The sequence below is a fragment of the Nocardioides sp. WJ219 genome, from assembly GCF_058559815.1.
The window spans coordinates 531,040-551,110 of sequence record NZ_JBZUJV010000002.1 but is presented as its reverse complement, the minus strand read 5'-3'; the positions used below and the strand labels follow the sequence as shown (position 1 = coordinate 551,110).

25 protein-coding genes are annotated in these 20,071 nt (G+C 72.2%); 19 read left to right on the top strand and 6 right to left on the bottom strand.

The features are described 5' to 3' along the window. Positions 1-18: 18 nt before the first annotated feature. A complete protein-coding gene (locus tag AC4MBH_RS06765; protein WP_491793720.1) occupies positions 19-303 on the bottom strand; it encodes a hypothetical protein in 285 nt (94 codons plus the stop codon). Between the two features lie 77 nt (positions 304-380). Here AC4MBH_RS06765 and ffh point away from each other — a divergent pair, with 77 nt between their 5' ends. Together ffh and AC4MBH_RS06755 are read left to right on the top strand one after the other, a co-directional pair. Then, positions 381-1,952 carry a signal recognition particle protein gene (gene ffh, locus AC4MBH_RS06760; RefSeq protein ID WP_491793718.1) on the top strand — a complete coding sequence of 524 codons (1,572 nt, stop codon included), beginning with the start codon at positions 381-383 and terminating at the stop codon, positions 1,950-1,952. After that, on the top strand, positions 1,949-2,332 hold the full coding sequence (locus AC4MBH_RS06755; protein WP_491793716.1) for a hypothetical protein: 384 nt from the start codon (positions 1,949-1,951) through the stop codon (positions 2,330-2,332). The genes ffh and AC4MBH_RS06755 overlap by 4 nt, the downstream gene beginning before the upstream one ends. 9 nt (positions 2,333-2,341) lie before the next feature. Here AC4MBH_RS06755 and AC4MBH_RS06750 read toward each other — a convergent pair whose 3' ends face one another. Continuing rightward, on the bottom strand, positions 2,342-3,016 hold the full coding sequence (locus AC4MBH_RS06750; protein ID WP_491793714.1) for a hypothetical protein: 675 nt from the start codon (positions 3,014-3,016) through the stop codon (positions 2,342-2,344). A gap of 37 nt (positions 3,017-3,053) precedes the next feature. Here AC4MBH_RS06750 and AC4MBH_RS06745 point away from each other — a divergent pair, with 37 nt between their 5' ends. Continuing rightward, the gene (locus AC4MBH_RS06745; RefSeq protein ID WP_491793712.1) at positions 3,054-4,136 is read left to right on the top strand and encodes an amidohydrolase family protein; all 1,083 of its coding nucleotides are present in this window, start codon (positions 3,054-3,056) and stop codon (positions 4,134-4,136) included. Positions 4,137-4,142: 6 nt separating this feature from the next. Here the strand turns inward: AC4MBH_RS06745 and AC4MBH_RS06740 are convergent, their stop codons facing one another. Further along, positions 4,143-4,679, bottom strand: a complete 537-nt coding sequence (locus tag AC4MBH_RS06740; protein WP_491793710.1) for a hypothetical protein — start codon at positions 4,677-4,679, stop codon at positions 4,143-4,145. 127 nt (positions 4,680-4,806) lie between these two features. Continuing rightward, complete coding sequence (locus tag AC4MBH_RS06735) at positions 4,807-6,885, bottom strand: sulfatase (RefSeq protein ID WP_491793708.1); 2,079 nt, start codon at positions 6,883-6,885, stop codon at positions 4,807-4,809. A gap of 225 nt (positions 6,886-7,110) precedes the next feature. On the opposite strand from AC4MBH_RS06735, the gene rpsP reads away from it, so the two are divergent. From rpsP to AC4MBH_RS06700, 7 genes are all read left to right on the top strand, one after another. Beyond that, a complete protein-coding gene (gene rpsP / locus AC4MBH_RS06730; RefSeq protein ID WP_491793706.1) occupies positions 7,111-7,704 on the top strand; it encodes a 30S ribosomal protein S16 in 594 nt (197 codons plus the stop codon). Continuing rightward, positions 7,704-7,946, top strand: coding sequence for an RNA-binding protein (locus tag AC4MBH_RS06725; RefSeq protein WP_491793705.1), 243 nt, complete (start codon positions 7,704-7,706; stop codon positions 7,944-7,946). The genes rpsP and AC4MBH_RS06725 overlap by 1 nt, the downstream gene beginning before the upstream one ends. A 72-nt stretch (positions 7,947-8,018) precedes the next feature. Continuing rightward, a complete protein-coding gene (gene rimM, locus AC4MBH_RS06720; RefSeq protein ID WP_491793704.1) occupies positions 8,019-8,558 on the top strand; it encodes a ribosome maturation factor RimM in 540 nt (179 codons plus the stop codon). Positions 8,559-8,561: 3 nt separating this feature from the next. Beyond that, entirely contained in the window at positions 8,562-9,710 is a 1,149-nt protein-coding gene (gene trmD / locus AC4MBH_RS06715) for a tRNA (guanosine(37)-N1)-methyltransferase TrmD (RefSeq protein ID WP_491793702.1), read from the top strand. A gap of 229 nt (positions 9,711-9,939) precedes the next feature. Beyond that, positions 9,940-10,293, top strand: coding sequence for a 50S ribosomal protein L19 (gene rplS, locus AC4MBH_RS06710; RefSeq protein WP_491793700.1), 354 nt, complete (start codon positions 9,940-9,942; stop codon positions 10,291-10,293). Positions 10,294-10,339: 46 nt separating this feature from the next. Further along, the gene (gene lepB, locus AC4MBH_RS06705; RefSeq protein WP_491793698.1) at positions 10,340-11,146 is read left to right on the top strand and encodes a signal peptidase I; all 807 of its coding nucleotides are present in this window, start codon (positions 10,340-10,342) and stop codon (positions 11,144-11,146) included. 13 nt (positions 11,147-11,159) lie between these two features. Beyond that, complete coding sequence (locus AC4MBH_RS06700) at positions 11,160-11,894, top strand: ribonuclease HII (protein WP_491793696.1); 735 nt, start codon at positions 11,160-11,162, stop codon at positions 11,892-11,894. On the opposite strand, the gene AC4MBH_RS06695 is transcribed toward AC4MBH_RS06700, so the two are convergent. After that, entirely contained in the window at positions 11,823-12,581 is a 759-nt protein-coding gene (locus AC4MBH_RS06695; protein WP_491793694.1) for a YqjF family protein, read from the bottom strand. The two genes, AC4MBH_RS06700 and AC4MBH_RS06695, sit on opposite strands and share 72 nt — an antisense overlap. A 26-nt stretch (positions 12,582-12,607) precedes the next feature. On the opposite strand from AC4MBH_RS06695, the gene AC4MBH_RS06690 reads away from it, so the two are divergent. The 7 genes from AC4MBH_RS06690 (at position 12,608) to AC4MBH_RS06660 (ending at position 17,932) form a co-directional block, all read left to right on the top strand. Then, positions 12,608-12,916 carry a DUF2469 domain-containing protein gene (locus tag AC4MBH_RS06690; protein WP_491793692.1) on the top strand — a complete coding sequence of 103 codons (309 nt, stop codon included), beginning with the start codon at positions 12,608-12,610 and terminating at the stop codon, positions 12,914-12,916. Positions 12,917-13,015: 99 nt separating this feature from the next. Then, positions 13,016-13,495: a TadE family protein gene (locus tag AC4MBH_RS06685; protein ID WP_491793690.1), complete on the top strand. Its 480-nt coding sequence runs from the start codon at positions 13,016-13,018 to the stop codon at positions 13,493-13,495. 1 nt (position 13,496) lies between these two features. Next, positions 13,497-15,419: a pilus assembly protein TadG-related protein gene (locus AC4MBH_RS06680; RefSeq protein ID WP_491793688.1), complete on the top strand. Its 1,923-nt coding sequence runs from the start codon at positions 13,497-13,499 to the stop codon at positions 15,417-15,419. Positions 15,420-15,753: 334 nt separating this feature from the next. Further along, on the top strand, positions 15,754-16,659 hold the full coding sequence (locus AC4MBH_RS06675; protein WP_491793686.1) for a hypothetical protein: 906 nt from the start codon (positions 15,754-15,756) through the stop codon (positions 16,657-16,659). 141 nt (positions 16,660-16,800) lie between these two features. Further along, positions 16,801-16,959 (top strand): holin, encoded by a 159-nt coding sequence (locus tag AC4MBH_RS06670; protein WP_491794137.1) that lies wholly within the window; start codon positions 16,801-16,803, stop codon positions 16,957-16,959. Positions 16,960-17,243: 284 nt separating this feature from the next. Beyond that, complete coding sequence (locus AC4MBH_RS06665; RefSeq protein WP_491793684.1) at positions 17,244-17,627, top strand: hypothetical protein; 384 nt, start codon at positions 17,244-17,246, stop codon at positions 17,625-17,627. 149 nt (positions 17,628-17,776) lie between these two features. Further along, positions 17,777-17,932, top strand: coding sequence for a hypothetical protein (locus tag AC4MBH_RS06660; RefSeq protein ID WP_491793682.1), 156 nt, complete (start codon positions 17,777-17,779; stop codon positions 17,930-17,932). A 3-nt stretch (positions 17,933-17,935) separates the two neighbouring features. Here the strand turns inward: AC4MBH_RS06660 and AC4MBH_RS06655 are convergent, their stop codons facing one another. Continuing rightward, positions 17,936-18,535, bottom strand: coding sequence for a hypothetical protein (locus AC4MBH_RS06655; RefSeq protein ID WP_491793680.1), 600 nt, complete (start codon positions 18,533-18,535; stop codon positions 17,936-17,938). Positions 18,536-18,691: 156 nt separating this feature from the next. Here AC4MBH_RS06655 and AC4MBH_RS06650 point away from each other — a divergent pair, with 156 nt between their 5' ends. Then, on the top strand, positions 18,692-19,540 hold the full coding sequence (locus tag AC4MBH_RS06650) for an ATP-binding protein (RefSeq protein ID WP_491793679.1): 849 nt from the start codon (positions 18,692-18,694) through the stop codon (positions 19,538-19,540). Between the two features lie 62 nt (positions 19,541-19,602). Then, positions 19,603-19,908 (top strand): hypothetical protein, encoded by a 306-nt coding sequence (locus AC4MBH_RS06645; RefSeq protein WP_491793677.1) that lies wholly within the window; start codon positions 19,603-19,605, stop codon positions 19,906-19,908. Positions 19,909-20,071: the final 163 nt, after the last annotated feature.

Below are 20,071 nucleotides of genomic sequence, written 5' to 3'. Positions count from 1 at the left end.
GCCGGGCTGAGCCGGGACTCAGGCGTCCGGCGGCGGCTGCGGCTTGCGGATGTGCACCTTGCCGGTGCGCAGGTCGACCCGCATCGGCCGGTCGTCGTCACCCGGTGCCGCGAACATCTCGCCCTCGGTCTCCTTGGAGTCGAGGTCCTCCTTGCCCCGCGCCTGGCCGGGGTCGAAGACGTCCATGCCCCCGAGGGCGTTGCCCCCGGAGGCGGGACCCGGCGACTTCAGGCTGTGGTTGCCGAACCAGATGGCCAGGCCGACGAGCACGATGACGGCAGCAACGGTGATGGGGACGACCACTCCCTGACGGTATCCCGCTCGCGGTTAGGCTGGGGCAGTTCGACCGGACCACCCTGCTACCACCCGACGGGACCGCTGTGTTCGCCACCCTCTCCGACCGCCTCGCCGACACGTTCAAGAACCTGCGGGGCAAGGGCCGGCTCTCCGAGGCCGACATCGACGCGACCGCCCGCGAGATCCGGATCGCCCTGCTCGAGGCCGACGTCGCGCTGCCGGTGGTCAAGGAGTTCGTGAGCCGGGTCAAGGAGCGTGCCCGCGGCGAGGAGGTCAGCGGCGCCCTCAACCCGGCGCAGCAGGTCATCAAGATCGTCCACGACGAGCTCGTCGAGATCCTCGGCGGCGAGACCCGGCGGCTGCGCTACGCCAAGTCGGGTCCCACCGTCATCATGCTCGCCGGCCTCCAGGGCGCCGGCAAGACGACCCTGGCCGCCAAGCTCGCGCTCTGGCTCAAGGAGCAGGGCAAGACCCCGGTGCTGGTGGCCTGCGACCTGCAGCGCCCCAACGCCGTCAACCAGCTGCAGGTCAACGGCGAGCGGGTCGGCGTACCCGTCTTCGCGCCCGAGCCCGGCAACGGCGTCGGCGACCCGGTCGCCGTCGCCCGGGCGGCGGTCGAGGAGGCACGGCGCAAGCTCCACGACGTCGTGATCGTCGACACCGCGGGCCGGCTCGGCGTCGACACCGAGCTGATGAAGCAGGCCTCCGACATCCGCGACGCCGTCCAGCCCGACGAGGTCCTCTTCGTCGTCGACGCGATGATCGGCCAGGACGCCGTCACCACGGCCCAGGCGTTCCTCGACGGCGTCGGCTACGACGGCGTCGTGCTGACCAAGCTCGACGGCGACGCCCGCGGTGGCGCCGCGCTGTCGATCCGCCAGGTCACCGGCCGGCCGGTCATGTTCGCCTCCTCGGGCGAGAAGATGACCGACTTCGACCTCTTCCACCCCGACCGGATGGCCTCGCGCATCCTCGACATGGGCGACATGCTCACCCTGATCGAGCAGGCGGAGAAGACGTTCGACCAGGACGAGGCCATGAAGGCCGCCGCCAAGCTGAGCGGCCAGGGCGGGGAGTTCACCCTCGACGACTTCCTGTCCCAGATGCAGCAGGTCCGCAAGCTCGGCTCGATGTCGAAGATCCTCGGCATGCTGCCCGGCATGGGCCAGATGCGCGAGCAGCTGGAGAACTTCGACGAGCGCGAGATCGACCGCATCCAGGGGCTCATCCACTCGATGACCCCGGCCGAGCGCGACAACCCCAAGATCATCGACGGCTCCCGCCGCGCCCGCATCGCCCGGGGCGCTGGCCGCCAGGTCTCCGACGTCAACCAGCTCGTCGACCGCTTCTTCGAGGCGCGCAAGATGATGATGCAGATGGCGCGCGGCGGCGGGATGCCCGGGATGCCGGGTGTGCCCGGCATGGGCGCGCCCGGCGGCGGCAAGCGCGGCAAGGCCAAGCAGCAGGTCAAGAAGGGCAAGGGCGCCAAGCGCTCCGGCAACCCCGCCAAGGCCGCCCAGGAGGCCAAGGCCGCCCAGGAGCGCGCCGCGGCGGCGGCGAGCAACCCGTTCGGGACGCCGGGCGCCGACGTCGACTACGAGGCCGCCGCGGCCAACCTCGAGCTGCCCAAGGACTTCTCCAAGTTCCTCAAGTGAGCCGCACGCCCGCGACCGTGCTCGTGGTCGACGGTGCCAACGTCGTCGGCAGCCGGCCCGACGGCTGGTGGAAGGACCGCGCCGGCGCCGCCCAGCGGCTGCACGAGCGGCTGATGACCGCCGACCTGCCGCACGACGTGGTCGTCCTGGTGCTCGAGGGTGCCGCCAAGGGCGGCGTCCGCGCCGGCCGCGACGCCCACGTGCGCACGGTCCACGCCCGGGGCAGCGGCGACGACGCGATCGTGGCCGAGACGGAGAAGGCGGCCGTCGGCGGCTCGCGGGTCAGCGTCGTGACCGCCGACCGGATCCTGATGGGGCGGGTCGAGTTCCACGGCGCGCGGGTGATGAGCCCGACCTGGTTGCTGGGCGAGCTCGACTGAGCGGCGCCGTCACGTCCTGATGACGGGGTCCCGGTCCGCGACGGCCCAGTGCCTCGTCGGGCCGCGCCGCAGCGCGGCGAGCAGGCCGGCGCGGTCACCCGTCTCGCGCAGGTACGCGGTCTCCGCCGGCAGCAGCGGCGTGACCGCGAAGATCGTGTGCTCGGCCCAGCCGACGTCGATGGTGCGGCCCTCGCGTGCCGTGTCGAGTCGGCCGATGCCCACCGTGGCGCGGCCCGCGTCGTCGAGCCAGCCCTCGAGGGAGGCGTGCTGCCGGTCCGGGAAGTCCTCACAGGCCATGGTCAGCAGGCCGTGGGCGTCGATGGTCTCCTTGAACGAGCCGCCGGCGTACTGCTGCAGCACCCGCAGCAGCGCCGTCATCCACCACTCCTCGGCGAAGTCCTCGATCGTGCGGTCCGCCCACGCCGGGGCCTCGACGTACAGCTCGAACTGCTCGCCGCCGGCCGGGGTGCCGTCGGCGCCGACCTCGAGCGGGCCGGCCAGACCGGAGGTCCTCAGGATGCCGCTGCTGCCGGTCCACACCGGCAGCAGCGCCCAGGAGTCGCAGGCCAGCGCCGGGCCGTGGCCGATGAATCCGGTGCGGTCGGTGCGGCCCTGGGTGCCCCAGTAGTCGTCGGTCAGGTCGTTGACGCGCTCGGTGGCGTCGTACACGGGGTCGTCGCTCATGGCCAGCGGCCCTACCCCCTCACTAGGGTCGGCAATCATGAGTGCCCTGCGCTTCCGCGGCGTCGTCCTGCCCGAGGAGGAGACCCGCGACCTGTACGTCGTCGACGGCCACGTCACCTACGAGCCGCAGCGGGGCGCCGACACCGTCGCGAGCGGCTGGCTGCTGCCGGGGCTGCTCGACGCGCACAACCACCTCGGCATGGACGACGGGGGCGCGGTCGACGACGCCGAGACCGAGCGGCAGGCGGTCGCCGACCGCGACACCGGCGTGCTGCTGCTGCGCGACTGCGGCTCGCCCGCCGACACGCGGTGGGTGCAGGAGCGCGACGACCTGCCGCGGCTGGTGCGCGCGGGCCGCCACGTCGCCCGCACGAGGCGCTACATCCGGAGCTACGCGCACGAGGTCGAGCCCGACGACCTCGCCGCGACGGTGGCGGGGGAGGCCCGGGCCGGGGACGGCTGGGTCAAGCTCGTCGGCGACTGGATCTCCCGCGACGAGGGCGACCTGGCGCCGTCGTTCCCGGCCGACGCGTTCGCCGCGGCGATCGCCGCCGCCCACGCCGAGGGGGCCAAGGTCACCGCCCACTGCTTCGGCAGCGACGTCCTCGACGGGCTGCTCGAGGCCGGCATCGACTGCATCGAGCACGGCACCGGCCTGCGCGAGCACCACCTCGACCGGATGGCCGCCGACGGCGTCGCGCTGGTGCCGACCGTGCTGCAGACCGACAAGTTCCCCGAGTTCGCCGCGTCCGGCCGCGAGAGGTTCCCGGCGTACGCCGCCACGATGGACGAGCTGCACACCCGGCGCCGCGCCACGCTGCTGGCCGCCCACGAGGCCGGGATCGCGCTGTACGTCGGCAGCGACGGCGGCGGCACCGGTCGCCACGGCTACCTCGCCGAGGAGGTCCTCGCGATGGTCGACCTGGGGCTCCCGGTGGCCGACGTGGTGGCCGCCGCGTCGTGGCAGGGGCGGGGCTGGTTGGGGTTCGAGCCGTTGCTGTCCGAGGGCGCCCCGGCCGACTTCGTGGTGCTCGACGCCGACCCGCGCGTCGACCTCGGCACGCTCGCGCGCCCGGCGTGCGTGGTGCTGCGGGGCGCCGTCGTCGCGACCCGCGTCTGAGCCGGCTCAGCGGGGTCGGGCGGGACGCACCGCCCAGAGGATCCCGGTGATCACGAGGACCACGAAACCGGCGCCGCCGAGGACGAGCGGGCCGGCGATGCTCAGCACCAGGCCGCCGACGAACCCGGCCCCCGAGGGAAGCCGTCCGACCCGCACCTCCGCGCCCTCGGCCGCGGCGCTGCAGTCGAGGACCACGTCGCCGGCGCCGGTGTCGAACCGCACGTCGGCGGTCCACTCCTCGTAGGTGAAGTCGCCGTCGACCGGGCGCAGCTCGACCGTCTCGCCGTCGGCGTCGACCACCGTGCAGTCGACCGGTTCGCCGGACCGGGTGTACAGCACCCGCTCCTCCTCGGCCGGCACCTCGACCGTCACCGGGCCGGCCCCGGCAGTGACGACGGCGTCCTCCTGGGCGAGCGGCCGCAGCACCGTCAACAGCCCCACGGCGAAGGACGCCCCGGCCAGGACGAGCAGCAGGGCGCCGACGACGAACCACCGGGCACGCGGGCGGTACGTCGTGGGGGACGGCGGGTAGGGGTTCGTCATGGCCGCAGTATCACCGGGACCCGGGTCGTGACGACCGGGATCCGGGTCGATCCGAGATGACCGGGATCCGGGTCGCGACGACCGGGATCCGGGTCGCGACGACCGGGATCCCGGTCACGACGACCGGTCAGCGCGCCCGCGCCACCGTCAGCGGGCCGATCTCCAGCGAGGTGCCCTGCACCCGGGCGCCGGCGGCGTAGCGCGTGCGCCGCCGCAGCGCCGGGTCGCGCAGGTCGAAGGCGCCGGCGGTGTCGAACGCGAACAGGAACTCCCACCCGCCACCGCGACCCTGGTCGGCGTACGCCGCCGTCCGACTGCCCCGCAGCACGAACCCGAGGCGCGAGCCGGGCGCCGACAGGTCGGTGCTGCCGTCGAGGGACGTGAGCGGTTCGGCACCGCCGTCGCGCAGGGTGCCGTCGACCCGCAGGTCCCAGCCGACCCGGCGGAGGTCGTGGCGGTAGCGCACGAGGAGGTAGTTGTCGGCGTCGACGGCGAGGCCGAGGAAGACCGTCTCCTGCGTGCCAGTGCTGCTGAAGCCCCCGGTCTCGAGCACCGCGGCGACCCGGTCGGACGACGGCGCGACGGGGGAGCGGAGCACCAGGTGGGAGACGCGGGTGGCGCTGACCCGGAGCCGGTCGCCGACGACCTCGGTGGTGGCAGCGGCGCCGCCGGCGGGGACGACGAGCGTGTCGACGGCGTCCCACGTGACCGCCGGCTCGCCCACCGGGTAGGCCGAGGAGGAGGGGGCGGGTGGCAGCACGTCGACGTCGCGCAGGTGGTCGTCGAGCAGCCGGGCCAGGCGCCGACGGTCGCTCGTGCGGCTCGAGGCCAGGTCGGTGGTCTCGGCCTCGTCGCGGCGGAGGTCGTAGAGCTCCTCGCGGCCGTCCCGCAGGTGTCGGACCAGCTTCAGGTCGCCGGCGCGGACCGCGGCGTGCGGGTGGGTCTGACCGATGTGGTGGGGGTAGACCCAGAACAGCGCCTCACGGTGCTGCGCGCGTCCTGGGCGCTCGGCCAGCAACGGCGCGAGGCTGATGCCGTCGAAGCGGTGACGGCCGTGGCCCCGGCTGCCGGCGAGCTCGAGCGCGGTCGGGAGCAGGTCGATCGTGCTCGCCGGGGTGTCGACGACCCGGCCCTCACGCTGCGACCCGCCGGCCCAGGTCGCGATCATCGGGACCCGGATGCCGCCCTCGTAGAGCTGGCCCTTGCCGCCGCGCAGCGGCCGGTTGGCGTCGCGGTCGGCGCCGCCGTTGTCGGAGATGACGACCACCAGGGTCCGGTCGGCCACCCGGTGCTCGCGCAGCGCGTCGACGACCACCCCGACCTGGGCGTCGACGCTCTCGAGCATCGCGGCCAGCTCGGGGCGCTTGCCCGGCTCACCGGCGCCGGCCTTGGCGGCGTACTTGGCCAGCAGGTCGGGCTTCGGGTCGAGCTGGGTGTGCACGGCGTAGTTGGACAGGTGCAGGAAGAACGGCTCGTCGGCGTGCTGGGCGACGAAGTCGGCGGCCTCGGCGGCCAGCCGGTCGGTGAGGTGCTCGCCGGGCCGCAGCGCGCCGACCGACGGCATGAAGAAGTAGGGGTGCGTGTAGTCGCCGCCGCCGATGTAGCGCTCCTCGCTGAGCCGGACCTCGTCGAAACCGTGGGCGTAGGGGTTGCCGGGGCGCTCGGCGTACGGCCCGCTGTAGGTCTCGGTCAAGTGCCACTTGCCGATCAGGCCGGTGGTGTAGCCGCGGGGCCCGAGCACGTCGGGGACGGTGGGGATGCTCGGGGAGAGGAAGTTGTCGCTGACGGCGTCCTCGGGCCGCAGGAAGTCGGTGACGCCGGTCCGCGCCGGGTAGCGCCCGGTGACCAGCGCCGCCCGGGTGGGCGAGCAGAGCGGCGCGGCGGCGTAGGCCTGGGTGAAGCGCACGCCTCTGTCGGCCAGCGCGTCGATGCGCGGGGTCTCGTTGAAGGTGTTGCCGTAGCAGCCGAGCTCGTCCCAGCCGAGGTCGTCGATCGAGATGACCACGACGTTGTGCCGGGTACGCCGACCCGGCCGCCCCCGGTCGGGCTCGGGCCGGCCCGCGGGACCGACGGCGGGTCGGGTGGTGCGGAGCGCCCCGGCGGCGTCGGCCGACAGCAGCCTGGGGACGGCGGCGGCGGCGACCGTGCCGGCGGCTGCGCCGAGCAGGATCGTGCGGCGGGCGGGGCTGGGGGATGATGAGGACACGGGACGACCTTCCGGATAGCACTATCTGTATAAACATACATGGGATTGACTCGGTGGTGCTGATTACCCGGCCGGCGGGCGGGTCTGGCACACTCGGGCGCTGAGTCCCGCGCGACCGGACCCTCTCTCCGACGCGTCGTGGCCCTCGAAGGTTGTCGACCTGGTGTTCCCCACCCGGTTCGAGCGCCTTCACCCACACACGAAATCTGAGGAGACACCACAACCGTGGCCGTCAAGATCCGTTTGAAGCGCCTGGGCAAGGTCCGGGTGCCGCAGTACCGCATCGTCGTCGTCGACTCGCGCAAGAAGCGCGACGGCAAGGTCATCGAGGAGATCGGCCTGTACCACCCGAAGGAGGACCCGAGCTACATCCGGGTCGTCTCCGAGCGGGCCCAGTACTGGCTCGGCGTCGGCGCCCAGCCGTCCGAGGCCGTTGCCAAGATCCTCAAGATCACCGGCGACTGGCAGACCTACAAGGGCATCTCGGGCACCGAGGGCACCTTGCGGAACAAGCCGGAGAAGACCTCCAAGCAGGACGTCTTCAACGAGGCGCTCAAGGAGGCCGGCGGCGAGTCCACCGGCGAGGCCGTGACCAAGAAGGCCGCGAGCAAGAAGTCCGCGACCAAGAAGGCCGAGCCCAAGGCCGATGAGCCCAAGGCCGAGGAGCCGAAGGCCGACGAGCCCAAGGCCGACGAGCCCAAGGCCGAGGAGGCTCCCGCCGCGGAGACCCCCGCGGTCGAGGCCCCGGCCGGCGAGTCGGTCGAGCAGGCCACCGAGACGGCTGAGGCCGCCGAGACCGACGCCGAGCCGAGCGCCTGATGCTCGCCGACGCACTCGAGCACCTGGTCCGGGGCGTCGTCGACCACCCCGACGACGTCACGGTGTCCGACAAGCAGCTGCGTCGTGGCTCGATCCTCGAGGTCCGGGTCCACCCCGACGACCTCGGGAAGGTGATCGGCCGCGGGGGCCGCACGGCCTCCGCGTTCCGCACCGTCATCTCGGCCCTGGCCGGCAAGGACGGCGCGCGCATCGACTTCGTCGACGTCGACCGGCGTCGCTGAGTCGCACCGCCACACCCCGCTGACCCGTCGTACTCGTACGACGGGTCAGCGGCATGTACCGAGAGGAGCACCGTGGAGACGATCGAGGTCCTGGTCGGCCGGATCGGCAAGCCGCACGGTCTCCGCGGCGAGCTGACGGTCGACCTCCGCAGCGACGAGCCGGAGCGGCGCTACGCCGACGGCGCCGTGCTGCGCGCGGAGGCGCCCCGCGGCTCGGCGTTCCCGCACGGCACCCTCACCGTCGCCCGCACCCGCTGGCACCAGCAGGTGCTGCTCGTGACGTTCGAGGAGCTCGGTGACCGCACCCAGGCCGAGGGTGCCCGTGGCGTCGTCCTGCACGCCCGCATCGCGGCCGACGAGGTGCCCGAGGACCCGGACGAGTACTACGACCACCAGCTCGTGGGGCTCGCCGTCCACGACGTCGACGGCACCCACCTCGGCGAGGTGACCGGACTCGTGCACGGCGCCCAGGACCTGCTCCAGGTCCGCGCCGTCGACGGGCGGGACACGCTCGTGCCGTTCGTGGCCGCGCTGGTGCCCGAGGTCGACCTTGCCGCCCGCCGGGTCGTGGTGGCCGACCGGCCCGGCCTGGTCGCCCCGCTCGAGGACTGAGCCGTGCGGCTCGACTACGTCACGATCTTCCCCGACTGGTTCGCCCCGCTGTCGCTCTCGCTGCCCGGCAAGGCCGTCGACTCCGGCCTGCTGAGCCTCGGCGTCCACGACCTGCGCACCTGGACGCACGACCGCCACCGCACCGTCGACGACACCCCGACCGGGGGTGGCGCCGGCATGGTGATGAAGCCCGAGCCGTGGGGTGAGGCGCTCGATGCCGTCCTCCCCGACGGCGGCACCCTCGTCGTCCCGACGCCGTCGGGCCGGCGCTTCGACCAGGGGCTGGCCCGCGACCTCGCCACCCGCGAGCACCTCGTCTTCGCCTGCGGGCGCTACGAGGGCATCGACCAGCGCGTCCTCGACCACGCCGCCGGCCGCGCCGAGGTCGTCGAGGTCAGCCTCGGCGACTACGTGCTCAACGGGGGGGAGGTGGCCGCGCTGGCGATCACCGAGGCCGTGGTCCGGCTGCTGCCGGGCTTCATGGGCAACGCCGCGTCGCTGGTGGAGGAGTCCCACGAGGACGGCCTGCTCGAGTACCCCGTCTACACCAGGCCGGCGTCCTGGCGCGGCCTCGACGTGCCGCCCGTGCTGCTGTCGGGCGACCACGCCCGGATCGCCGCCTGGCGCCGTGACCAGGCCGTGCGGCGTACCGCCGAGCGGCGTCCCGACCTGGTCCCGCCCAGCGCCGTGGGGGAGTGGGTCGTGACGCCCGCGGAGCCGGCCGACGCCGGGGAGATCCTGACCCTGCAGCGCGCCTGCTGGTTGCAGGAGGCGATCGCCAACGACGACGTCGCCGGCATCCCCGCCCTCCACGAGTCGCTCGACGACGTCCGCGCCTGGCTCCCGGAGTGGTCGACGTACGTCGTGCGGGTCGCCGGGCGGCTGGTCGGCGCCTGCCGCGGCCGCCTCGAGGGCACGACCTGGGACATCGGCCGGATCATGGTGGCGCCCGACCTCCAGGGCCGTGGCCTCGGTCGCCTGCTGCTCGAGCACGTCCAGGAGGTCGCCCCGCCGGAGGCGACGTCGTACGTGCTGTTCACCGGGCACCGCAGCACCGACAACCTGCGGATGTACAAGAAGGCCGGGTTCCGCCTCCGGCCCGACCTCGAGGCGCCCCCGCTCGCCGTGATCCTCACCAAGCGCCGGTCGTGAATCCCGGCCGACGGCGGATTACCCGCGGCCGGGACGCCTGTGGCAGACTCGACCCTCGGTCCGACCGGCCGAAGGTCCGCCCCGACACGCACCCGGGGGGACTGCGTCGGGCGTCTGCCACAGGGGACGCCTCACGCCGCCGGCACCCACGGTCGCGACCGCACACCTGAACACGTCCGCACCACCCATCCGTTCCGCGGCTGACCTGTGGCACTCGCGAGGAGATACCATGAGCAACAACGTGATCGCCGAGCTCGGCAACGCCCAGAAGCGCGACGACGTCCCGGCCTTCCGCGCCGGCGACACCATCAAGGTCCACGTCAAGGTCGTCGAGGGCAACCGCGCCCGCGTCCAGGTCTTCCAGGGCGTCGTCATCCGGATCCACGGCAGCGGCATCGGTCGCACCTTCACCGTCCGCAAGGTCTCCTTCGGCGTCGGCGTCGAGCGCACCTTCCCGCTCAACAGCCCGATCTTCGAGCAGGTCGAGATCGTGTCCCGCGGCGACGTGCGCCGCGCCAAGCTCTACTACCTGCGCAACCTGCGCGGCAAGGCCGCGAAGATCAAGGAGCGCCGCGAGGCGTGAGCCGGGTCTGCCCGGATCACACCCCCGCTCGTCCTAGGCTCTGCGCGTGAGCACCGACGACGACCGCCGGCCCTCGCTCGAGAAGGGCGAGGGCCGCGTCTCGACCGGGCCCGACGAGCCCACGGGTGCCCACCCGGCGCCCGCTGAGGCCGACGGTCGCCGGCGGCGCCCGATCTGGCAGGAGCTGCTGATCCTCGTCGGAGCGGCCGTCGTGCTGGCCGTCGTCGTCAAGGCCCTCTTCGTCCAGGCCTTCTACATCCCCTCGGCCTCGATGGAGCCCGGCCTGGTCGAGGACGACCGGATCCTGGTCCAGAAGGTGGCCTACTGGGGTGGCGGCTCGCCCGAGCGCGGCGACGTCGTCGTCTTCGAGGACCCCGGCGGCTGGCTCGGCAACACCGACGACGACCCCGGCCCGCTCCAGGACCTGCTGTCGACCATCGGGCTGTACCCCGAGGGCGGCCACCTGGTCAAGCGCGTCATCGGGGTCGAGGGCGACGTCATCGAGTGCTGCGACGAGCAGGGCCGGATCATGGTCAACGGCCAGCCGCTCGACGGGGTCGACTACATGGCCCCCCGTCCCGAGGGCATCGACTGCGACGGACCGATGGTGTCCTGCCGGTGGACGGCGGGGCCGGTGCCGGCCGACGAGGTGTTCGTGATGGGCGACAACCGGTCCGACTCGGCCGACTCCACCACGCACATGTGCCTGCCCGAGGAGGTCGACTGCAGCCGCGACCCGTTCGTCGACACCGACCTGGTCGTCGGCAAGGTCTTCGCCGTCGCCTGGCCCCTGGGGCACGCCGGGTTCGTCGGTCGCCCCGACGAGCTCGCCGACGTCCCCGACGCCGAGTGACTCCCACACGCCGATGAGCACCCTCCCGCGCGGCCTGACCGTACGCCGGGACGCCGGCCTGTACGGCTACGAGCGCGTCCTGCGCCGCCACGGGGCCGAGCTCGTCGCCGGGGTCGACGAGGCCGGTCGTGGTGCCTGCGCTGGGCCGCTGGTCGCCGGCGCGGCGATCCTGCCGGCGGGCAAGGCCGGCATCGTGCCGGGCCTGGCCGACTCCAAGCTGCTCACCGAGAAGGCGCGCGAGCGCTGCTACGCCCAGGTCGTGCGCCGCGCCCTCGCCTGGTCGGTCGTGGTGGTCCCGCACGACGAGTGCGACCGGCTGGGGATGCACGTCGCCAACGTCGAGGCGCTGCGCCGCGCGGTGGCCCGGCTGCAGGTCCGTCCCGACTTCGTGCTCTCCGACGGGTTCCCGGTCGACGGCCTCGGGGTGCCCGGCCTCGCGGTGTGGAAGGGCGACCGGGTCGCGGCCTGCGTGGCCGCGGCGTCCGTGCTGGCCAAGGTGACCCGCGACCGGATCATGGTGGCCCTCGACGCCGACCACCCGGCGTACGACTTCAAGACGCACAAGGGCTACATCACCGACGTGCACACCGCCGCGCTCGAGGCGCACGGGCCGTCGTCGGTGCACCGGATGCGGTTCGTCAACGTGCGCCGCGCCGCCGGCCTGGAGCCGCCGCTGTCAGCCGACCCGGACGGGACGGCCGAAGTGGGTCTGGACGCCGGTGGAGAAGAGCACCGACTCGGGGCGTGAGCCGACGACGCCGGGCAGGCCCGCGGCGGCGACCAGGTCGTCGTCCAGGTCGACCAGCCGGGCGCTGCGCAGCGGCCACGGGCCGTGGGTGTTGGGCACCCACAGCGTCCGGCCCCAGGCGCGGGTGTGCGCACCGAAGCGTGCGGTCAGGAACAGCTCGAGGTCGCTCGGCCGGGTCAGCGGCGCGCCGACCTCGACGGTGAGGCGGCTGGCCGGCGCCGCGCGGGTGCGCCGGCGGGTGCGGTAGGTGACGGTGGTGCCGGTCGGGTCGTCCGGCAGCGTCGCGGGCAACCGCTGCATCCGGGCCAGCCGGTAGGGGACGCGCAGCGAGGCGTTGGCCGCCACCACCACCGGCACCTGCTCGGCCTCGAGCGAGCGGAACACGACGCCGCGGCGGCCGTCGCCGTCGACGGAGTACAGCCGCACGTTGGTCTCCAGGAACGTGCCCCACCGCGGCACCGGCCGTCCCCGCTCGCCGAAGCCGCCCTCGGAGAGGGTGAACGGGATGAGACCGACCCAGCTGCTGCCGTCGTACAGGTCGGGGCGGACGCCGGGCGGCAGCAGCGGGGCGACCAGGTCGGGCTCGACCCGCCAGTGCACGAACGTGATGTCGCGCCACCACTGGTGCAGCAACCGCCGCCCGGGCAGCGCCGGCCCCTGCGGGTCGAACCGGTCGTCCGTCGTCACGAGGTCCAGTGTCCTAGGCTCACCACATGAGTGCCGAGGAGCTCGAGAAGTACGAGACCGAGCAGGAGCTCACGCTCTACCGCGAGTACCGCGACGTCGTCGGGATCTTCAAGTACGTCGTGGAGACCGACCGGCGCTTCTACCTGTGCAACCAGGTCGACGTGAAGGCCCGGACCGAGGCCGACGACGTGTTCTTCGAGGTCTCGATGTCCGACGCCTGGGTCTGGGACATGTACCGGCCCGCGCGGTTCGCCAAGAACGTCAAGGTGCTGACCTTCAAGGACGTCAACGTCGAGGAGCTCGTGCAGCCCGAGGTCGACCCGCCCAAGCCGTGACCGGGTGAATCTGTCCTGGTCCTGGGACGCCCGGGTACGGGCGCTCTACCCTGGCGGTGACGGTCCCCGGACCGTCTCCCCCCACCCTAGGAGCAGATGGTGCGACGCGTCCTCCGTCGTCGCCGCGGCCGCAGCAGCGACCGTGGCGCTGCTGCGGTCGAGTTCGCCCTGATCGTCCCGGTCCTGCTCGTCATCCTCTTCGGCATCATCAGCTACGGGATGATGCTCAGCTTCCGCCAGAGCCTGAGCCAGGCAGCGACCGAGGGTGCACGAGCGGCCGCGGTCACGATCGACACCGAGGACAAGCAGGCGGAGGGCTACGGCGCCGTCCAGGACGCGCTCGACGCCTTCGGCGTGGACTGCAACGGGGGGATCCTGGAGCGGGACGGCACGACCGTGGGCACGTGCGACGTCAGCTCCCCCGGCGAGTGCGAGCCCTCGGCCGCGGAGGACGTCCAGTGCGTCACCGTCACCTTGACCTACGACTACCGCGACCACCCGCTCGTGCCCAACTTCCCGGGGGTCGGCGTCGTCATCCCGGAGCAGCTGACCTACTCGGCCCAGGCACGGGTCAGCTGACGTGGCCACGACCCGGCAGAGGCGCCGCGACGACAGGGGCGCGACGGCGCTGCTCGCCGGCCTGCTGAGCCTGGTCCTGCTCGGCGTCGCGGCGCTCACCGTCGACCTCGGCATGCAGCGGGTCGCCCGCACCGACATGCAGTCGCTGGCCGACGTCGTCGCCCTCGATCTCGCCCGGGAGCTGGGCACGCGGACGGTCGACGAGCTCGAGACCCAGGCTCCGACCGTCCAGACCCTCGCTGAGCAGAGCCGGGACCGCAACGGCGGCACCATCGGCGCGACACCCTCGGTCATCCCGGTCCTGGGGTACGTCGACGACGCCGGCGACTTCCAGGAGATGTCCGGAGGTGAGGTCCCGACCGCCGTGCAGGTGGCGGCCAGCACCGAGGTCGACTTCGCCTTCGGCATCGCCGACAGCGGCCGTGCGACCAGGTCGGCCGTGAGCCAGCAGGCCCAGGACTCGGCGTGCTTCGAGATGGGGTCCTTCGCCGCGGCGCTGGACCTGGGGGACTCGATCGCGGGTCCGCTCTCGACGTGGCTGGGGCTCGGCACCACCCTCTCGCTCGCGAGCTACCAGGCGCTTGCCGGGGTCGACGTCTCCCTGGCTGACGTCGCGGCCGCACCGTCGATCGGGTCGACCGACGCCCTGCTCGATCCGAGCGGCGTCCGGATCGGGGACCTGGTCGAGGCCACGATCTGGGCGCTGCAGCACGACGACGAGAACGGGGACGCCGAGACCGCTCTCGCGCTGGCAGCCCTGAACGACCTGGTGGCGGCGGGCTCCGGTCTCGACCTCGACGGGAGCGTCGTCGTCCCCGATGTCGTCAGCCTCGATGCCGGCGACGCCGCCGCGCTGTCGGCCGCCTTCAACGTGCTCGAGCTGGTCGGAGCGTCCCTCGCGCTGGCCAACGAGGAGAACTTCGTCGACGTCGTCGTGCCCGTCGACGTGCCGGGCCTCGGGTCCGCCGACCTCACGCTCACCGCCACCCAGGGCCTGCGGCGGGCGTGCGGCCGGCCGAACACGGAGAGCGCGACGGCCCGCCAGTCCCAGGTGGAGGTCGGGCTCTCGCTCGGGCCGACCGAGCTGCCCGTGCTCCCGGCGAGCCTCCCCGGTGTGACGTCCGGCTCGATCGCGGCCGTCGTCGGCCCGGCGACGTTGTCCGGCGGCGTCGGCAACGCCCGCGGCGTCCTGGCCGGGATCGAGCACTGCGGGGAGGGGACGCTCGCCGACCCGGACACCTACTCCGTCGACGTCACCTCGGGGCTGCTCGGCGTCACCCTCGACCTGCCGGTCTCGGTCAACGGGTCCGTCGTCATCGGCGGCACGGCCACCAACGGCGTCGTCGACCTGATCAACACGGTCCTCGACCTGGGCCTACTCGGCGACCTGCTCGACCCGCTGCTCGACCCGCTGCTGTACCCGAAGTACCGGGACTTCCAGCTCGGGGTCGACCTCGACCTCGATATCGACCTCGGTGCCGACTCCTCGGGGACGACGAGCTCGGACGTGGCGTCGCTCGAGGTGCCGCAGAACGTGCGGACCGGTGGCGAGCCGGTGTCGGTGCCGGCCGCCCCGCAGCCCGTGTCCCTCGGCGACGTCGCGCTCTCGGACGACGTCACGTCGGGGACGATCCGCCTGGTGGCACGGTACGAGAGGAAGTCGGGGCCGTTCGCCGCGTGGGCGCCGGTCGAGCGGGTGCTCGGGGACTACGGGCTCTCCGACCTCGGTGCGATCCCCGTGGTCGGGGCCACGATCGAAGGAGTGCTCACCGGCCTGGTCCGAGCCGTGAACGACGAGGTCGTCGGCTCGGTCAACGACGCGCTGGGCGTGCTGCTGCCGCTGCTGGGCCTCTCCGGCGCCGGCGCCGACCTGTACAGCGTGGCCCGGCCCTCCTGCGGTGGACCTCCGCGGCTGGTCGGCTGAGGGCCGCCCGCCCGGGCTGACCGCTGTGGAAACGTCCCGGAGTCGTCCACAGGCTGGGCGTCCACCCCGATCGTCCACAGGTCCCGCCGGGACCGGGGCGGGTTGTCGCCGCCACCCCTGACGCTGGCCCCAGGAGGTCAGCAGATGACGACAACGGCACAGAGCAAGCAGGCGCTCGGCGCCTACGGCGAGGCAGTCGCCGAACGACACCTGGTCGGCGCCGGGATGGTGGTCTCAACATCAACGACCCCGGCGGCGACGAGCGGTTCCGCGGCTGGTCTGTGCGCCGCGCGCTCAAGACGCTGCTCATCAGGTCCGGCGCGGTGAAGTGACCGTGGCCGCCGACCGCCGGCGCGACCCCGAACCGCCGGTCGACGTCGTCCTGGTCACCGAGCAGTACAGGCGCCGCCAGTACCGCGCGGTCCGCCGCGCCCTCGTCCCTGCCTTCGCCGGCCGCCGCGCCCTCCCGAGTGGGGAGTACGCCGCGTTCGTGCGCCGCGGCGTGTTGCGCCACCGCCGGGCAGGCCGGTCCCGCCGCGCGACCTGGGTCTACAAGAACCCCCGCGAGTGGTGGCGCGACCTGTGGCTCGGCCTGTTCCTCACCCGCCACCTCGCCTCCGGTATCGACCTGCGCTGGATCCTGGTCCACCTCGCCTCCGGCGTACAGGACGGCACCACCTACCGCCGCGGCGACCGCGACACCGCCGCCAAGGTCGACACCCACCGCAGCGGGCTCACCAAGACCGGCGACCGGGCCCGACGCGAGGCCCGCCGCCACCCCAAATGGCTCCACATCCTCGCCGGCGACGGCAACGTCCACCTCGACCACGCCTGGGTCGAGCACGTCGAGCGCCTCACCACCTTCGACCTCATGTGGGACGGCGTACCCAACCCGCCCGGCACCCACGACGCCCGCAGCCGGCCTCGCCGTTGCATCGACTTCATCGCCCGCGGGCACGGCTACCGGTCGCGGTTCGAGGACCCCGACACCGTCGACCCCGACCTGGTGCCGAAGGGCGCTGACCACGTCGGCGTGGTCGTGACCCTCGTGTTCGTCGTCCAAAGCGTCACGTACTGGGTTCGCATCGCCGAGCTGTCCGGCCGCTACGACGTCGACCCCGACGCGTTCGCCCACTACGTCGCCGCCGTCGCCGGCGTCGACCCCCAGGACCGCGGCACCCGACGCCGCGCGTACTTCGAGGCCGCCGCGATCGAGCGCTCCAGCGAGGTGCCCGGATGAAGCGGCACGGCGTATTCCACTGCCGCTGGTGCGGCTACCGCTGCCCCGCCAAGGCACCAGTGGCTCGGACCCAGGTCGACCTCGAAGCCCCCTTCTGGGACGTCGTCAAGCACCTCAACATCAGGGAGACAGCGTGAGCATCTGGACCAAGAAGTTCTGGAAGGCCGCCGCCGAGCGAGCCACAAGACCACCGCACAGACCGCGGCCGCGCTGCTCGTCGCCGATGGCACCGGCCTCCTCGAGACCAGCTGGGTTGCCCTCGGCTCGGCCGCCGGCATGGCCGGCGTCATTCGCTGCTGACCAGCATCGGGTCCGACGCCGTCACCGGCGGCACCGGCCCGTCACTCGTCGACGCCGAGACCCTCGACAACAGCTGACCCCCGGCGTAGCGTCCGAGGCTCCCGAGACGGAGTCCGGCAGGAGAGACAACCGCGCCGGCTTCCTTCACACCGCCCCCGCCCAGCCCAAGCACGGGCTGGGTGGGGGCGGTTCTATGCGCTATCCGGACATGGCCGCTTCAGATGCGGCGGCTCCGATGTACCGGCCTGCTGCCGAAATGGCGGTGGCGGCTCTACGCTGTAGCGATGAGCGAACCCGTCTTCCCGCCGCAGCCCCAGGGCAAGTACAAGAGGCTATGGATGGAGTTCGAGGTCGAGGTAGTCGACGAAGACGCACTACGAACATTCGATCTACACCTCACGGGTGACGCCGAGGGGAACATCACTGGCGTACTCGACATGGACGTGAACGAGCGCGTGCAATGGGCCCTTTCGACTGTTGCCACCCGGGCCTGGACCGCAGCACAAGCAGAGACCGGGGTGAGGTGGCTTGGGGGGACCCCTCCACTGGTGAGGTACCTCGACGACAACGGCGACTACGCTGAGTTCACACTCCCATCAGCGCCCTCCCGCCGAGACGACGGAACATACGGCGACGAGGAAACGGGCACGGATGGCGGACAGCTCTAGCGTCTCGCCGAGTGTCTGGATGCATGCGTGATGCACGGTAAGAACCTTATCCTGGAGCTGCGGATCCGACTCGAGCTCGAACAGCCAACTGCACCGCTCGCCGCCGCTCCGGTGGGTGTCTGTCGTACCTGAGTGGCACGCTAGTGCTCGTGAAGCTTCTCGCCTGCTACCGGCGCCGCGGCGACGCCGACGAGGCCGCCGTCCGCGAGACCTTCGACCGGCCGACCTACGACGAGGCCTACCAGGCCGCGATCGACACCCAGCCCGCCGGGGCTCTGCTGCTCTACGTCATGCGCGTCGACTGACCCTCATCCCCCGCGGAGCGCTCGCGCGGCCGCGGCCTGCTCGACGTGGTCACGACGCAGCCACAGCCGGTTCCCCCGTTTCACGTGCGGCAGCAGCCCCCGCGCGACCCGGTACCGCACCCCCGTGGGCGACATCCCCAGCACCAACGCCGCCGTCGTCGGATTCAGCCACACGTGCCCATCGTTCGGCGGATCCGAGCCCGTCGACCGCGCAGTCCGAGCGGCCACCCGCCGCCGCAGCTCGCGCTCGCGCCGCATCCGGGCAGTGGCCCACGCCTCGACCTCAGCGCGCGACAGCGACGGCAACGTCGTGCCCAGCTGCTCACGGGGCGCTAGGTGGCCGGCCTGGATTGCGCGCCAGACCGTGTGCCGCGACACCCCGGCGACCTTCGCCGCCTCCTCGTAGGTCACCCACGCCTCGGACTCGTCGGCTCGGACCTGGACGAGGCGTTCGAGGGAGTCGCGCCGGACCCACCGCTTGCCACCGCGCAGCTCAGCGGCTAGGCGCCCGCGCTCGACCAGCCACCGGATGTGGCCGATACCGACGCCGAGCGCCGCCGCAGCCTCACGTGCCGGCACGCAGGCGTCGTTCTTGCCACGCACGCTTCCGTGCCTCCTCAAGTGCGCTCTCGTCTCAGCCTGAGACTAGTTGCGCGGTCTGGGCGAGTCGCCTGTGCCAATACTCCGATGACGACCCCTCATTGGTTAACCTGCGAGTCGCCACAAGACTGAGGTGAGGCCAGATAAGGGAGCGCACAGGTGACGGTGCCGTTGGACTTCGTCGCCCCCTACCAGTTGCGAGCGTCGGCCATACATGGATGCCTGCGGGCTGGTGACCCAACCAGTGATGTCTGCGTCATCAATCTGCGCGCCTTGAACTGGCTTGAACCAGCGGGACTTGTCTCGCTAGCCACCTTCGTTGAGAGCCAGGCTCGGATTGGACGGGTTCCGCGGCTGGAGGCGCCACGCAAGCAGGAGCGCGGCGGCTATCTCGCCCGCATGAATCTCGACTGGCTGGTCGAAGACTTCGGAGGGTGGCACGACCTTCCCGATGTAGGCGTCCGAGACCAACGAGGTCGCCTGATCGAGCTCAGGCGCTTTGATAAGAACGCCCCTGAGTCACTGGGCGAGTTGGTTCAGAGTCAGTTGGGGGAGTCCAAGACCGCAGTGGCTATCCACAATGGCATCTGCGAGATCGGCGTCAATGTCGACGAGCATGCTCAGGCGACGGCTGGGTATATCGCGGCCGTTACGGTCGAAGGAGCCAACACGGTCAGCTTTGCGATCGGCGACTCTGGCCTCGGGATCCTCGAACCCCTAAGCGCTCTGTCGTTCGATACCGAGCTCGACGTGATGCATCGGCTCTTCACGTCCGGAGTGTCCCGAACGGGCAAGCCGGGGCGCGGCAAAGGCATCCTTGGGACGCGGAAGGTCGTTAACCGAGCGGGTGGCGAGTTGTACTTGGCTAGTGGGCCTCACGCGCTGATCTCGCGCGGCGTTGCGGGGGCAACGGTGTCGGTAGGAGGAGCCCATGCCCTGACGGGTACCCTGCTCCAGGCCACGATGCCGCTCGCGGAATCACTCGACACGCTCGCCAGTTACACCTAGTGTCGAGGGGCTATATAGCCTAGCCTTGACGTGACCGGTGCGACGATGTAGGGGGAGGCGCAATGAGCCAGCAGATCAACCCGAAGCTTGAACTTCCGAGGTTGGTTGGCAGCCGTCCCACCGCCCGTGAGCTCGTCGCCGAACTGGGTGAGGTTCGGGGCCGCCAAGTTGAGCTAGACGCCACGCAGGTGCTGGCCGTCAGTCCATCTGCGGCCGACGAGTTCGTGTTGGCGCTCCTTGTCGACGGCGGGGCTAGCGCCTTACTCGTGCTCGGAGCGCCTGAGGATGTTACGTCTGACCTCAGGTCGTCGGCGGTGGAGCACCAGGTGTCGGAGCGCCTGCAGATCCTCGCGGTCGCCTCAGCCTGAAGTACGAGCCGTCCAGTTCGCGCAGAGCGTCGCCAGCGAAGTAGTTGACCCGGTCCCAGGCCACCTTCTCGCGACTAAGTGGGACCGTGAGGTCGCGGAGCCACGCGCGGCGAGCGAGAAGCCGCCATGCTCTGGCGTGCTCGCGCAAGTCGGCGTAGTCGAC

Bases quoted from the DNA above. Each gene is read 5' to 3' on its own strand.
- AC4MBH_RS06750 (WP_491793714.1), bottom strand. From the start codon at position 3,016: ATGAGCGACGACCCCGTGTACGACGCCACCGAGCGCGTCAACGACCTG.
- AC4MBH_RS06745 (WP_491793712.1), top strand. From the start codon at position 3,054: ATGAGTGCCCTGCGCTTCCGCGGCGTCGTCCTGCCCGAGGAGGAGACC.
- AC4MBH_RS06740 (WP_491793710.1), bottom strand. From the start codon at position 4,679: ATGACGAACCCCTACCCGCCGTCCCCCACGACGTACCGCCCGCGTGCC.
- AC4MBH_RS06725 (WP_491793705.1), top strand. From the start codon at position 7,704: ATGCTCGCCGACGCACTCGAGCACCTGGTCCGGGGCGTCGTCGACCAC.
- rplS (WP_491793700.1), top strand. From the start codon at position 9,940: ATGAGCAACAACGTGATCGCCGAGCTCGGCAACGCCCAGAAGCGCGAC.
- AC4MBH_RS06700 (WP_491793696.1), top strand. From the start codon at position 11,160: ATGAGCACCCTCCCGCGCGGCCTGACCGTACGCCGGGACGCCGGCCTG.
- AC4MBH_RS06690 (WP_491793692.1), top strand. From the start codon at position 12,608: ATGAGTGCCGAGGAGCTCGAGAAGTACGAGACCGAGCAGGAGCTCACG.
- AC4MBH_RS06665 (WP_491793684.1), top strand. From the start codon at position 17,244: ATGAGCGAACCCGTCTTCCCGCCGCAGCCCCAGGGCAAGTACAAGAGG.
- AC4MBH_RS06645 (WP_491793677.1), top strand. From the start codon at position 19,603: ATGAGCCAGCAGATCAACCCGAAGCTTGAACTTCCGAGGTTGGTTGGC.